General features: G+C 70.0%; 14 protein-coding genes and 3 tRNA genes. 3 read left to right on the top strand and 14 right to left on the bottom strand.

Features of this window, described 5'->3' with window-relative positions:
- Positions 1-393 precede the first annotated feature (393 nt).
- The 8 genes from rplL to ACF07S_RS03500 form a co-directional block, all read right to left on the bottom strand.
- The gene (gene rplL, locus ACF07S_RS03465) at positions 394-777 is read right to left on the bottom strand and encodes a 50S ribosomal protein L7/L12 (protein WP_391961808.1); all 384 of its coding nucleotides are present in this window, start codon (positions 775-777) and stop codon (positions 394-396) included.
- Positions 778-891: 114 nt separating this feature from the next.
- Positions 892-1422 carry a 50S ribosomal protein L10 gene (gene rplJ / locus ACF07S_RS03470; RefSeq protein WP_391961809.1) on the bottom strand — a complete coding sequence of 177 codons (531 nt, stop codon included), beginning with the start codon at positions 1420-1422 and terminating at the stop codon, positions 892-894.
- Between the two features lie 294 nt (positions 1423-1716).
- Positions 1717-2667, bottom strand: coding sequence for a hypothetical protein (locus ACF07S_RS03475; RefSeq protein WP_391961810.1), 951 nt, complete (start codon positions 2665-2667; stop codon positions 1717-1719).
- A 159-nt stretch (positions 2668-2826) separates the two neighbouring features.
- Complete coding sequence (gene rplA, locus ACF07S_RS03480) at positions 2827-3552, bottom strand: 50S ribosomal protein L1 (protein ID WP_391961811.1); 726 nt, start codon at positions 3550-3552, stop codon at positions 2827-2829.
- A gap of 85 nt (positions 3553-3637) precedes the next feature.
- Complete coding sequence (rplK, locus tag ACF07S_RS03485; protein WP_006130605.1) at positions 3638-4072, bottom strand: 50S ribosomal protein L11; 435 nt, start codon at positions 4070-4072, stop codon at positions 3638-3640.
- Between the two features lie 168 nt (positions 4073-4240).
- The gene (gene nusG / locus ACF07S_RS03490; protein ID WP_391973310.1) at positions 4241-5122 is read right to left on the bottom strand and encodes a transcription termination/antitermination protein NusG; all 882 of its coding nucleotides are present in this window, start codon (positions 5120-5122) and stop codon (positions 4241-4243) included.
- Between the two features lie 80 nt (positions 5123-5202).
- A complete protein-coding gene (secE, locus tag ACF07S_RS03495; protein WP_391961813.1) occupies positions 5203-5487 on the bottom strand; it encodes a preprotein translocase subunit SecE in 285 nt (94 codons plus the stop codon).
- Positions 5488-5595: 108 nt separating this feature from the next.
- A tRNA-Trp gene (locus ACF07S_RS03500) sits at positions 5596-5668 on the bottom strand.
- A 282-nt stretch (positions 5669-5950) separates the two neighbouring features.
- Between ACF07S_RS03500 and ACF07S_RS03505 the strand changes: the two genes are divergently transcribed.
- Both ACF07S_RS03505 and ACF07S_RS03510 read left to right on the top strand, forming a co-directional pair.
- Positions 5951-7177, top strand: coding sequence for a pyridoxal phosphate-dependent aminotransferase (locus ACF07S_RS03505; protein ID WP_391961814.1), 1227 nt, complete (start codon positions 5951-5953; stop codon positions 7175-7177).
- 133 nt (positions 7178-7310) lie between these two features.
- Entirely contained in the window at positions 7311-8351 is a 1041-nt protein-coding gene (locus ACF07S_RS03510) for an adenosine deaminase (RefSeq protein WP_391961815.1), read from the top strand.
- A gap of 74 nt (positions 8352-8425) precedes the next feature.
- On the opposite strand, the gene ACF07S_RS03515 is transcribed toward ACF07S_RS03510, so the two are convergent.
- The 6 genes from ACF07S_RS03515 to ACF07S_RS03540 all read right to left on the bottom strand — a co-directional run bounded on the left by ACF07S_RS03515 (position 8426) and on the right by ACF07S_RS03540 (position 11024).
- On the bottom strand, positions 8426-9481 hold the full coding sequence (locus ACF07S_RS03515) for a UDP-N-acetylmuramate dehydrogenase (protein WP_391973311.1): 1056 nt from the start codon (positions 9479-9481) through the stop codon (positions 8426-8428).
- A gap of 68 nt (positions 9482-9549) precedes the next feature.
- Complete coding sequence (locus ACF07S_RS03520; RefSeq protein ID WP_391961883.1) at positions 9550-9978, bottom strand: MaoC family dehydratase; 429 nt, start codon at positions 9976-9978, stop codon at positions 9550-9552.
- 8 nt (positions 9979-9986) lie between these two features.
- Positions 9987-10439 carry a MaoC family dehydratase N-terminal domain-containing protein gene (locus tag ACF07S_RS03525; protein ID WP_391961817.1) on the bottom strand — a complete coding sequence of 151 codons (453 nt, stop codon included), beginning with the start codon at positions 10437-10439 and terminating at the stop codon, positions 9987-9989.
- Positions 10440-10578: 139 nt separating this feature from the next.
- Complete coding sequence (gene rpmG / locus ACF07S_RS03530; RefSeq protein ID WP_003948671.1) at positions 10579-10743, bottom strand: 50S ribosomal protein L33; 165 nt, start codon at positions 10741-10743, stop codon at positions 10579-10581.
- An 89-nt stretch (positions 10744-10832) separates the two neighbouring features.
- Positions 10833-10905: transfer RNA gene (locus ACF07S_RS03535), tRNA-Met, on the bottom strand.
- 46 nt (positions 10906-10951) lie between these two features.
- Positions 10952-11024: transfer RNA gene (locus ACF07S_RS03540), tRNA-Thr, on the bottom strand.
- A 220-nt stretch (positions 11025-11244) separates the two neighbouring features.
- Between ACF07S_RS03540 and ACF07S_RS03545 the strand changes: the two genes are divergently transcribed.
- Positions 11245-12504, top strand: coding sequence for an amidohydrolase family protein (locus ACF07S_RS03545; protein ID WP_391973312.1), 1260 nt, complete (start codon positions 11245-11247; stop codon positions 12502-12504).
- The last annotated feature ends 54 nt before the right edge of the window (positions 12505-12558 follow it).

A 12558-nucleotide genomic window follows, 5' to 3' on the forward strand; every position in this document is an offset into this window, starting at 1 on the left:
GTCCAGTGCGGTGTACGAGACCGGGTGGAGGCCCTCGTTGTTCTCAACTCCTGCGACAAGGCGCTGCCCTCAACGCACGTTGATACTGCCCTCTTCGCCGTCGATCCATGCCTCGGATCCGGATCCTTGTGACGACGCGTCCTGAGAATTGCGCGCTGCGTCCGGTTCGTCAAGGCCCCTCTGTCCAAAACCGCCTGCCACCAGGTGGATCTTCGCGGCCTGTGGAGGCACATCGAAGATCACCCTACCCCCCGCCGTCCCGGGTGCAAGGCAGCCGCCGCCGGACCCCCGGAATGCCGAAGAGCGACCACCCGGATGGATGATCGCTCTTCGGCATGTGCGCGTTACACGCCCCGCGGGACGTGTGCCGGGCCCGGTGGGACCCGGCAGGTCTTACTTGACCTCGACGGAGGCGCCGGCGCCCTTGAGGGACTCGGCGGCCTTCTCGGCGGCGTCCTTGGCGACCTTCTCGAGAACGGGCTTCGGGGCGCCGTCCACGAGGTCCTTGGCCTCCTTCAGACCCAGGGAGGTCAGCTCACGCACGACCTTGATGACCTGGATCTTCTTGTCGCCGGCACCGGTGAGGATGACGTCGAACTCGTCCTTCTCCTCGACCTGCTCGGCCGGGGCGGCCGGACCGGCCGGACCGGCGACGGCGACGGCCGCGGCGGCGGTGACGTCGAACTTCTCCTCGAAGGCCTTCACGAACTCGGAGAGCTCGATGAGGGTCATCTCCTCGAACTGGGCGAGCAGGTCTTCCTGGCTGAGCTTCGCCATGATGGCGGTCCTTCCACTAATTCGGCAGGTGCCGGATGTACGGGGTGAGGCGGGCGTACGTCGGGCCCGCATCGACCCTCACCTCATGCGGCGAGGATCGGAAAGCGAGCCGAATTACTCGGCACCGCCCTGCTCGTCCTGCTTGGCACGGAGCGCGTCCACGGTGCGGACGAGCTTCGAGGGGAGCGCCTGGAAGAGCTGAGCAGTCTGGGTCTGCTTGCCCTTGAAGGCACCCGCCAGCTTGGAGAGCAGAACCTCGCGGGACTCGAGGTCCGCAAGCTTCTTGATCTCGTCGGCGGACATCGCCTTGCCGTCAAGGACGCCGCCCTTGATGACGAGATTCGGGTTGTCCTTGGCGAAGTCACGAAGACCCTTCGCCGACTCCACCGGGTCACCGGTGACGAAGGCGACTGCCGTCGGACCGTTGAACAGGTCGTCGAGCGTCGTGATCCCGGCCTCGTTGGCCGCAATCTTGGTCAGCGTGTTCTTCACCACGGCGTACTGGGCGTTCTCACCGAGCGAACGGCGCAGCTGCTTGAGCTGGGCCACGGTGAGACCGCGGTACTCGGTCAGCACGGCAGCGCTGGAGTTGCGGAACTGGTCCGTCAACTCGGCAACCGCGGCAGCCTTGTCGGGCCTCGCCATAGAGCCTCGGCCTCCTTCCGGGTGATTCGGACCGCGCGGACCCGAAGGAGGACTGGGAAAACGAAACGCCCCGGGCGCAGGCGCACGGGGCTTAGCTCAACCGGTTGCTCGCGTACTCGGGGCAGCGATGTCCGGGAACTCTTCCACAGTCACCTGCGCGGGTCGTCCGCAGTTCAGCGGATCCTTCGGCCACCGCGAGCTCGGCTGAGCACACGGCAACGACCAGCGGTCTTTGGCTTCTGTGGAAGCGTACGTGAACGGATCGGCGTCAAGCAAATCGGCCGGCTGGAGGCATCAGGAGCTGAGGCCGGCCTCGGAGTCCGCCCCCAGGTCCCCGAGCTCCCGCATCATCTCCATGAGGTCGAGCGTGTCCTGCGCCGGCGGCGCCTGGACCTCGGCCTTGGCCCCGTAGTCGGAGTAGTTGGCCGTCATGTTCATCGTGCCCTGGGGCATCTTCATGCCGACGACCATCTTGACCGGGTAGTTGTCCTCGTTGACCCAGACCTGGGTGTCGTACCCCTTCAGGCCGGTCTTCTCGGCGCTCGCGGTCAGCTCCTCGCGCTCCTTCTCGGAGAGCATGTCGAACGACTTGTTGGCGTCCAGCATCTCCTCGAAGCTCAGCGTGCCCTTGTAGTGCTGCGTCCGGACGCCGTCCACCTTCTCGGGGCCGACGTGCCTCAGGTTCGGCGACTCGAGCAGCAGGGCGAGCTGCTGTGCCGGGTCCTGGTTCATGTTCTCCAGGCCGCCGGTCATCTGCTTCTGCACCTCCGCGTCGCCGGAGGCCTCGGCGATCGCGGCGAAGTCCATCTTCATCCAGCGCTTGCCGTCCATCTCGGCGGCCTGCTCCGCGCCCATGTCCATGTACATGACGTTGTCGAGCATGACCATGCGGACCTGCTCGGGAGCGTCCGGGTCGCCCTCGGTCAGGGCCGAGCCCGTCATGGTCACGTCCATGACGGCCGGGTCCCAGCCCTGGATCCCGGAGATCTCCATCGTGCCGCCGCCCCCCGCGCCGGCCGGGATCGACATGGTCATGCGGACCTTGGAGGACTTGGCCTCCGAGGTGTTCCTGAAGGCGGCCCGGAGGACCTCCGTCATCTCGTTCTGCGTCTGGACCCGCGTCTCCGCGGGGTCGGCGGCCTTCTTCCCCTTGCCCCCGTCACCGTCCTGACAGCCCCCGACACCCGCGACGACGGCCACGGCCGTCAGGCAGACACCCGCGCGCTTCCATGCGGACACGACCATGCATTCCACCCCTGGTTTTTCTGTTCGACAGCTGTGAAGTCGCAAGCACCGTAACCCACCCCACTGACACTGTCGTACGAAACGAACCCGTCCCCGCGCCTCGACGGGCGCGGGGACGGGTTCGCGTGGTGCAGGGGCCGGTCATCCGGCCCGCCCGGCTCAGACGGCGGCCGGGTCCTCCTCGACGAGGAGGTTGCGGGTGCGGTTCGGGTCGAGCGGGATGCCGGGGCCCATCGTGGTGCTGATGGCGGCCTTCTTGATGTAGCGGCCCTTGGCGGCGGACGGCTTCAGACGGAGGATCTCCTCCAGCGCGGCGCCGTAGTTCTCCACCAGCTTGGTGTCGTCGAAGGACGACTTGCCGATGATGAAGTGCAGGTTCGCGTGCTTGTCGACACGGAACTCGATCTTGCCGCCCTTGATCTCGGTGACGGCCTTGGTGACGTCCGGGGTCACGGTGCCGGTCTTCGGGTTCGGCATCAGACCACGGGGACCGAGCACACGGCCGAGGCGGCCGACCTTGCCCATGAGGTCCGGGGTGGCGACGACGGCGTCGAAGTCCAGACGGCCCTTCGACACCTCGTCGATCAGCTCGTCGGCGCCGACGATGTCGGCGCCCGCGGCACGCGCGGCCTCGGCACGGTCACCGGTCGCGAAGACCAGGACCCGGGCGGTCTTACCGGTGCCGTGCGGGAGGTTCACGGTGCCACGGACCATCTGGTCGGCCTTGCGCGGGTCGACACCCAGACGGAAGGCGACCTCGACGGTGCCGTCGAACTTGGTCGTGGACGTCTCCTTGGCGAGACGGACGGCCTCGAGCGGGGCGTACAGCTTCTCCCGGTCGATCTTGGCGTCCGCAGCGCGGAGAGACTTGCTGCGCTTGCTCACTGAAAGCTCCTGTGGATTGTCGAGGAGTCGTGGTCCGGGCCGAGCAGGCCCTTCCACACTTCTGCTTGGCTTACGGGGGTGGAGGTCAGCCCTCGACCGTGACGCCCATGGAACGGGCGGTGCCGGCGATGATCTTCTCGGCGGCGTCCAGGTCGTTGGCGTTGAGGTCGGGCATCTTGGTGGTGGCGATCTCACGGACCTGGTCACGCGTGATCTTCGCGACCTTGGTCTTGTGCGGCTCGCCGGAGCCCTTCTCCACGCCCGCGGCCTTGAGGATCATCTTGGCGGCCGGAGGGGTCTTGGTGATGAAGGTGAAGGAGCGGTCCTCGTAGACCGTGATCTCCACCGGGATGACCCAACCGCGCTGCGACTCGGTCGCGGCGTTGTAGGCCTTGCAGAACTCCATGATGTTGACGCCGTGCTGGCCCAGCGCGGGGCCGACCGGCGGAGCCGGGTTCGCGGCACCGGCCTGGATCTGGAGCTTGATGAGCCCCGTGACCTTCTTCTTCTTGGGAGGCATGGCTCTCCGGGTCCTTTCGATTCGGGTCCTGCCGGCGTCAGGGGGACAACCCGGACGCAGGCATACCGCACAACGATAACGGGTATGGATGCGCGGCCAAAAACCGAGCAGGTCAGACGAACGTGCGACCGTTCGTCTGACCTGCTCGGACGCTGTGTGCCAGAAGGACTAGTTCTTCTGGATCTGGTCGAAGGAGAGCTCGACCGGTGTCTCGCGGCCGAAGATCTCCACCAGGCCCTTGACCTTCTTGGAGTCGGCGTTGATCTCGTTGATGGTCGCCTGCAGCGTGGCGAACGGGCCGTCGGTGACGGTGACCGAGTCGCCGACCTCGAAGTCCAGCACCTGAACCTCGACCTTGCGCTGCGGGGCCGGCTTGCCCTCGGCCTCGGCGGCCTCGCGGGCGGCCTTCTCCTCGGCCTCCGGGGCGAGCATCTTGACGATCTCGTCCAGCGTCAGCGGGTACGGGTCGTAGGCGTTGCCCACGAAGCCGGTGACACCAGGGGTGTTGCGGACGACGCCCCAGGACTCGTTCGTCAGGTCCATGCGGACCAGGACGTAGCCCGGGAGCTTGTTCTGCCGGATCGTCTTGCGGTCGCCGTTCTTGATCTGGACGACCTCTTCCTGCGGCACCTCGGCCTGGAAGATGTAGTCCTCGACGTTCAGCGAGACGGCGCGCTGCTCCAGGTTGGTCTTCACCCGGTTCTCGTAGCCGGCGTACGTGTGGATGACGTACCACTCGCCGGGCAGCGTCCGCAGTTCCTCGCGGAGCTTCTCGACCGGGTCGCGGGCGTCCTCGACGGACTCGGCCGCTTCCTCGGCCTCGTCGGCCGCTTCCTCGGTCCCGGCCTCGTCGGTCTCTTCCTCGGTCCCGGCCTCGTCGGCCGCTTCCTCGGTCTCGTCCGCGGTGGTGTCGGCAGCCTCTGCCTCGGCGGGGGCCTCGGTGTCCTCGGCGTCCGCGCCCTCGACGGCGACGGCGTCGAGCGCGTCCTCGGCGGACTCGGCCCCTTCGCCGCGAGGCTCAACGGCGTCGTTCACGTTCGGGTCAGACACGGTGGCTGCTTCTTCCTGGATACATAGGGGTGGAACATGCGAAAGGAGCGCCGAGGTCCTCGGCGCTCTTCGCTCTCGGCTCAGCCGAAGACGTACTTGGCGGCGTTGCTGAGGCCATAGTCGATCAGGGTGATCAGACCGATCATCACAATAACGAAGACGATCACAGCGATCGTGTACGACGTCAGCTGGTTCCGGGTCGGCCAGACGACCTTGCGGAGCTCCGCCACGATCTGACGGTAGAAGAGCGCGAGGCGCTTCAGCGGGCCCTTCTTGCCCCGCTTACCGCCTTTGCGGGCCTTCTTGGAGTCCGGCGCCTCGTCATCGGCATCAGGCATGTCGATGGAGCCCACGGCGTCCGTCACTCGTCCTCACCTGATTCCGGGTCGTGGCCGTGCCGCGCCCGGTCTGAGCCGCACGGCGGTGCATTGCTGTACGTACATGCGCACACATCCTGGCGAAGGTGTGTGTAGCAGGGCCGGAGGGACTTGAACCCCCAACCGCTGGTTTTGGAGACCAGTGCTCTACCAATTGAGCTACGACCCTTTGTGTGTCCCCCAACGTACCGCATCCGGCCGGACGCGTGGTGTGCACCGGCTGAGCGCGGGCCGCTGAAGGCCAACGAGGTGAGAGTGTACGTGTTCCCGGGCCGGGCGTCGAACGAAAAGTGCCCGTGCCGGGCCGCCCCGGCGCGGGAACGGCGGAAGACCGCCCCACCCGCGGGCCGCCCCGGGAACGATCCGGACTGGTGTTCAGGGGTTTGCCCCCTGTTGTTCAGTCCGTGAAACCCCCGTGCCGCGTGGGTTTCCGGTCTGGAACGATGGCCCCATGAGCGCTGCAACCCCTCCCACCGAGCGCCGGGTCTCCGCCCGAGTCGGCGCGATCTCCGAGTCCGCCACCCTCGCCGTGGACGCCAAGGCCAAGGCCCTCAAGGCCGCCGGGCGACCGGTGATCGGCTTCGGCGCCGGTGAGCCCGACTTCCCGACGCCCGACTACATCGTCGAGGCCGCGGTCGAGGCCTGCAAGAACCCCAGGTTCCACCGGTACACGCCGGCCGGCGGCCTGCCCGAGCTGAAGTCGGCGATCGCCGCGAAGACGCTGCGCGACTCCGGGTACGAGGTGGACCCCTCCCAGATCCTGGTCACCAACGGCGGCAAGCAGGCCATCTACGAGGCCTTCGCCGCGATCCTCGACCCGGGTGACGAGGTGATCGTCCCGGCGCCGTACTGGACGACGTACCCGGAGTCCATCCGGCTGGCCGGCGGTGTCCCCGTCGAGGTGGTCGCCGACGAGTCGACCGGCTACCGCGTGAGCGTGGAGCAGCTGGAGGCCGCCCGCACCGAGCGGACGAAGGTCGTCCTGTTCGTCTCCCCGTCGAACCCGACCGGGGCGGTCTACGGCGAGGCGGAGACCGAGGCGATCGGCCGCTGGGCCGTCGAGCACGGCCTGTGGGTGCTGACGGACGAGATCTACGAGCACCTGGTCTACGGCGACGCCGTGTCCGTGTCCCTGCCCGCGCTCCTGCCCGAGCTGGGCGACAAGTGCATCGTGGTCAACGGTGTGGCGAAGACGTACGCGATGACGGGCTGGCGGGTCGGCTGGATCATCGGCCCGAAGGACGTGGTCAAGGCCGCGACCAACCTCCAGTCGCACGCCACGTCGAACGTCTCCAATGTCGCCCAGGCGGCCGCGCTCGCCGCCGTCTCCGGTGACCTGGACGCGGTCGCGACCATGCGCGAGGCCTTCGACCGGCGGCGGAAGACCATCGTGCGGATGCTCAACGAGATCGACGGCGTGGTCTGCCCGGAACCCGAGGGCGCGTTCTACGTCTACCCCTCGGTGAAGGCGCTGATCGGCAAGGAGATCCGGGGCAAGCGGCCGCGGAGCTCGGTCGAGCTGGCCGCGCTGATCCTGGACCAGGCCGAGGTCGCGGTGGTGCCCGGTGAGGCCTTCGGCACGCCGGGGTACCTGCGGCTGTCGTACGCGCTCGGTGACGAGGATCTCATCGAGGGGGTCAGCCGGGTCCAGAAGCTGCTCGCGGAGGCGCGGGACTGAGGTTCCGCCCGTCCGCAGCCCGTCCGCAGCAGGGGCGCCCGGATTCCCGGGCGCCCCTGCTCGTGTGTGCGAGCGGGGCCACGAATGGCGAAAGCGCTACCGGGACGGCCGGGACGTACGGCAGGATCACGGAATGGAGCGTGTACGTGATGTCTCTGAACTGCCGAAAGCCCATCTGCACCTGCACTTCACCGGGTCCATGCGGCCCGCCACCCTGCTGGAGCTGGCCGACAAGTACGGGGTACGCCTGCCCGAGGCGCTGACCGACGCGCTGACCGGCGGCGAGCCGCCGAGACTGCGGGCCACGGACGAGCGGGGCTGGTTCCGTTTCCAGCGGCTGTACGACGCGGCACGCTCGTGTCTGCGGGAGCCCGAGGACATCCAGCGGCTGGTGCGGGAGGCGGCCGAGGAGGACCGGCGGGACGGCTCGGGCTGGCTGGAGATCCAGGTGGACCCGACGTCGTACGCGCCCCGGCTGGGCGGGCTGATCCCGGCGCTGGAGATCATCCTGGACGCGGTGGAGTCGGCGAGGCGGGACACGGGGATCGGGATGCGGGTGCTGGTGGCCGCCAACCGGATGAAGCACCCCCTGGACGCGCGCACCCTGGCCCGGCTGGCGGTGCGGTACGCGGACCGGGGGGTCGTCGGGTTCGGGCTCTCCAACGACGAGCGGCGCGGTATGGCCCGCGACTTCGACCGGGCGTTCGCGATCGCCCGGGAGGGCGGGCTGCTGTCCGCGCCGCACGGCGGCGAGCTGGCGGGTCCGGCCTCGGTACGGGACTGCCTGGACGACCTGGAGGCGGACCGGATCGGTCACGGCGTGCGGGCGGCGGAGGACCCCCGGCTGCTGCGACGGCTCGCGGACCGTCAGATCACCTGCGAGGTGTGTCCGGCGTCGAACGTGGCGCTGGGGGTGTACGAGAAGCCGGAGGACGTGCCGCTGCGCACCCTGTTCGAGGCGGGGGTGCCGCTGGCGCTGGGCGCCGACGATCCGCTGCTGTTCGGCTCACGGCTGGCGGCGCAGTACGAGATCGCCCGGGTCCACAACGGCTTCACGGACGCGGAGCTGGCGGAACTGGCCCGGCAGTCGGTGCGGGGCTCGGCCGCCCCGGAGGACGTGAAGGCGAAGCTGCTCTCGGGCGTGGACGACTGGCTCGGCACCCCGGTCGCCTGAAGCGGCCGGAGGGCGCGCCGGGCCGGGAGCACGCCGGGACCCCGTCGGGGACGCCCGCCGCCGGGCCGCGGCCGCTACAGGTTCACGCCCACGGTGACCGGTTCGTTGACCAGGGTGATGCCGAAGGCCCCGCGTACGCCGGCGACGACCTCCCGGGCGAGCGCGAGCAGGTCCTCGGTGGTCGCCTCTCCCCGGTTGGTGAGGGCGAGGGTGTGCTTGGTGGAGATGCGGGCCGGGCCGTGGCCGTAGCCCTTGGTGAAGCCGGCCCTGTCGATCAGCCAGGCCGCGGAGGTCTTGGTGCGGCCCTCGCCCGCCGGGTAGGCGGGAGGCTCCACGCCCTCGCCGAGCCGCTCGCGCACACGTGCGCGGAAGGCCGTGAAGTCCTCGTCCGTGAGGATCGGGTTGGTGAAGAACGAGCCCGCCGACCAGGTGTCGTGATCGGCGGGGTCCAGGACCATGCCCTTGCCGGCGCGGAGCGTCAGGACCGTCTCGCGGGCCGTGGCCAGCGGTACCCGGTCGCCGGGCGCGACCCCGAGGACGCGGGCCGTCTCGGCGTACTTGACGGGGCCGGAGAGGCCGCCCGCGTCCTCCAGGCCGAAGCGCACGCGCAGGACGACGTAGCGCTCGGGCTCGGCCTTGAAGCGGCTGTGGCGGTAGGAGAAGGCGCACGCCTCGTTGCCCAGGACGACGGTCTCGCGGGCCCGGCGGTCGTAGACGACGACCTCCGTGATGGTGGCGGAGACCTCCTGGCCGTACGCGCCGACGTTCTGGATCGGGGTGGCGCCCGCCGAGCCGGGGATGCCGGCCAGGCACTCGATGCCGGCCAGGCCCGCCTCCACGGTGCGGGCGACGGCGTCCGTCCAGACTTCTCCGGCGGCCAGTTCCAGCCGTGTGCCGTCCAGGGTGAAGCCCCGGGTGGCGATGACGAGGGCGGTGCCGTCGAACCCCTTGTCGCCGATGACCAGGTTCGAGCCGCCGCCGATGATCAGCAGGGGTGTGCCGCTGTCGTCGGCGTCGCGGACGACAGCGATCACCTCGTCGTCGGTGGTGGCGGTGACCAGCCGGGTCGCGGGTCCGCCCAGGCGGAAGGTGGTCAGCGGGGCGAGGGGGGCGTCGTGGAGTTCCTGCACGGGCTCAAGACTACGAGACGGCGCCGGCCGCCCCGCCCCGCGCGGCCGGCCCCCGCGGTCCGGCCGGCTCAGCCGAGCCGGACGACCGCCCGCGACATGCCCAGCACCTTCTGTCCGGCGCTGGTCGCGATGAGGTCCACCCGGACCGTGTTGTCGTCGAGCTTGGCCGCGACCTTGCCGCTGACCTCGATGGTGGCGCCTTGGTCGTCGTCGGGGACGACGACCGGCCTGGTGAAGCGGACGCCGTACTCGACGACCGCGCCCGGGTCGCCCACCCAGTCGGTCACCACGCGGATCGCCTCGGCCATGGTGAACATGCCGTGCGCGATGACGTCGGGCAGGCCGACCTCCTTCGCGAACCTCTCGTTCCAGTGAATGGGGTTGAAGTCGCCGGACGCGCCCGCGTACTGGACGAGGGCGGCCCGGGTCACGGGGAAGGTCCGCGCGGGCAGCTCGGTGCCGACCTCGACGTCGGCGTAGGAGATGGTCGCCGTCATGATGTCGCTCACGCCTCCTCGGCCGCACGGGCCACGAGCTTGGTCCAGGCGGTCACGACGTGCTCGCCGTGCTGGTCGTGCACCTCGCCGCGGATGTCCAGCACCTCGTTGCCCGCCATCGACCGGATCTTCTCGATGGTCGAGGTGACGGTGAGCCGGTCACCGGCGCGCACCGGCCGGTTGTAGGCGAACTTCTGGTCGCCGTGCACCACCCGGTTGTAGTCGAGGCCGAGCCGGGGATCGGCGACGACCTGTCCGGCGGCCTTGAAGGTGATCGAGAACACGAAGGTCGGCGGGGCGATCACATCGGGGTGGCCGAACGCCTTGGCGGCCTCCGCGTCCGTGTACGCCGGGTTGGTGTCCCCCACCGCCTCGGCGAACTCACGGATCTTCTCCCGGCCCACCTCGTAGGGCTCGGTGGGCGGGTAGGTCCGCCCCACGAAGGACTGGTCGAGCGCCATGCGCGCGGCACCTCCTGTGTCTGAACTGCGGCCTGTGTCTGGGACTGCGGCCGGCCGGTCCCGATCGTGGCCGACCGGTGGGGAAACGACACGAGGCCGACCCCCCGGTCGGGGGGACGGCCTCGTGTACGAGCCTGTTCTATCGCGTTTCGCGGTGCGCGGTGTGCGCGTTGCAACGCGGGCAGTGCTTCTTCATCTCAAGACGGTCCGGGTTGTTACGCCGGTTCTTCTTGGTGATGTAGTTCCGCTCCTTGCACTCCACGCAGGCCAGCGTGATCTTCGGGCGGACGTCGGTGGCAGCCACGTGAGTGCTCCTTGACGGACGGATTGACTGTATTTACACAAAGAAGAGTAGCCGATCGAAGGACCGACCCCGCAATCGGCTACTGTCTGTAGCGGTGACCGGACTTGAACCGGTGACACAGCGATTATGAGCCGCTTGCTCTACCGACTGAGCTACACCGCTTTGATGTGGTCGGGCCCCGCCTCGCGACGGGAACCGCACACACCAGAGCCCCAAAACGGAATCGAACCGTTGACCTTCTCCTTACCATGGAGACGCTCTGCCGACTGAGCTATTGGGGCGAGCGATGAAGACATTACACGGTCCGCCGCCGTTCGCCCAAATCCGTTTCGGGGCCCCCTGTCCCGTCCTGGGACGGATGCCCGCGACGGACCACGCCGGTACGACTATTGCGCTCCTCCCGGCGTCGGGCAGGCCGTCGTCCTAGGCTCGACTCACTCTGCGTGATCCTGTCTCAGCGTGACGTGCGCCCTCGCGCGCAGCCCGATCCCCAGGAGCGTGATGCCCGACAGCCGGCCGCAGCCACCGTCCCACTCGTGGTCGTCGTCCTCGGGTCCGGCCGCCCCGGCCCCGCTCCTGCTGTGCGGGGCGCGGCTCACCGACGGCCGGACCGTGGACGTACGGCTGGGCGGCGGGCGGATCGAGGCGGTCGGCACGGCCGGCAGCCTGGCGGCGGACGGTACGCGCGCCCGCGGCACCCGGGTCGACCTCAGCGGCTATCTGCTCCTGCCGGCCCCGGCCGAACCCCACGCCCACCCGGACACCGCGCTGTCGGCGGACGACACCGGCCCCGTCTCGTACGACCCCGGGGACGTCCGGCGCCGCGCGACGGAGGCGACGCTGCTCCAGCTCGGGCACGGCGCGACGGCGCTGCGGGCGCATGTGCGGGTGGGTGACGTGGCCGGTCTCGGCGCGCTGACCGCCGTACTGCGGGCGCGGCGTGCGCTGCGCGGCCTGGCCGAGCTGACGACGGTGGCGATGCCCCGGGTGCTGACCGGGCCGGCCGGGGCGGACGGGCTGGCGGTGCTGCGGGACGCGGTGAAGATGGGCGCGTCCGTGGTGGGCGGCTGTCCGGATCTCGACCCGGATCCCACGGGATACGTGGAGGCGGTCCTGGAGGTCGCCGCCGAGCACGGCTGCCCCGTCGACCTGCACACCGACGCCGCCGATCCCGCCCGCGTGGCCCGGTTCGCCGCCATGGCGGGCGGGTTGCGGCCGGGCGTGGCCCTGGGCCCGTGCGACGGTCTCGCCCGGCTGCCCGCCGAGGTGGCCGGACGGACGGCGGACCGGCTCGCGGCGGCCGGGGTGACGGTGACGTGCCTGCCGCAGGGTGGCTGCGGCGCCGTGGACGGCCGGGGTACGGCGCCGGTACGGCTGTTGCGCTCGGCGGGTGTGCGGGTGGTCGCCGGGAGCGGTGCCGTGCGGGACGTGTCGAACCCCGTGGGCCGCGGCGACCCGCTCGAGGCGGCGTACCTGCTGGCCTCCTGTCACGGTCTGTCCGCCGGGGACGCCTACGCCGCGGTGAGCACGTCGGCGCGGGCCGCCATGGGGCTGCCCGAGGTGCGGGTGGAGGCGGGTTTCCCCGCCGAACTGCTGGCGGTGCGCGGCGACGGGCTCCCGGCGGCCCTGTCGTCGGCGTACAGCCGCGTCGTGGTGCACGGGGGGCGGGTGGTGGCGCGGACGAGTGCGGTGCGGGAGTACCCCGGTCCGGCGGCGGTGGATCCGGAGCTGCCGCGGCAGGGGCGCTGCGGGGCGCCGTGAGGGGTGCGTGCGGGCGCTGCAGCGCCCGCCGGCGTGCGAGCCGTGCGGCGGATG

It is taken from the genome of Streptomyces sp. NPDC016640, from assembly GCF_043076215.1.
GTDB lineage: Bacteria > Actinomycetota > Actinomycetes > Streptomycetales > Streptomycetaceae > Streptomyces.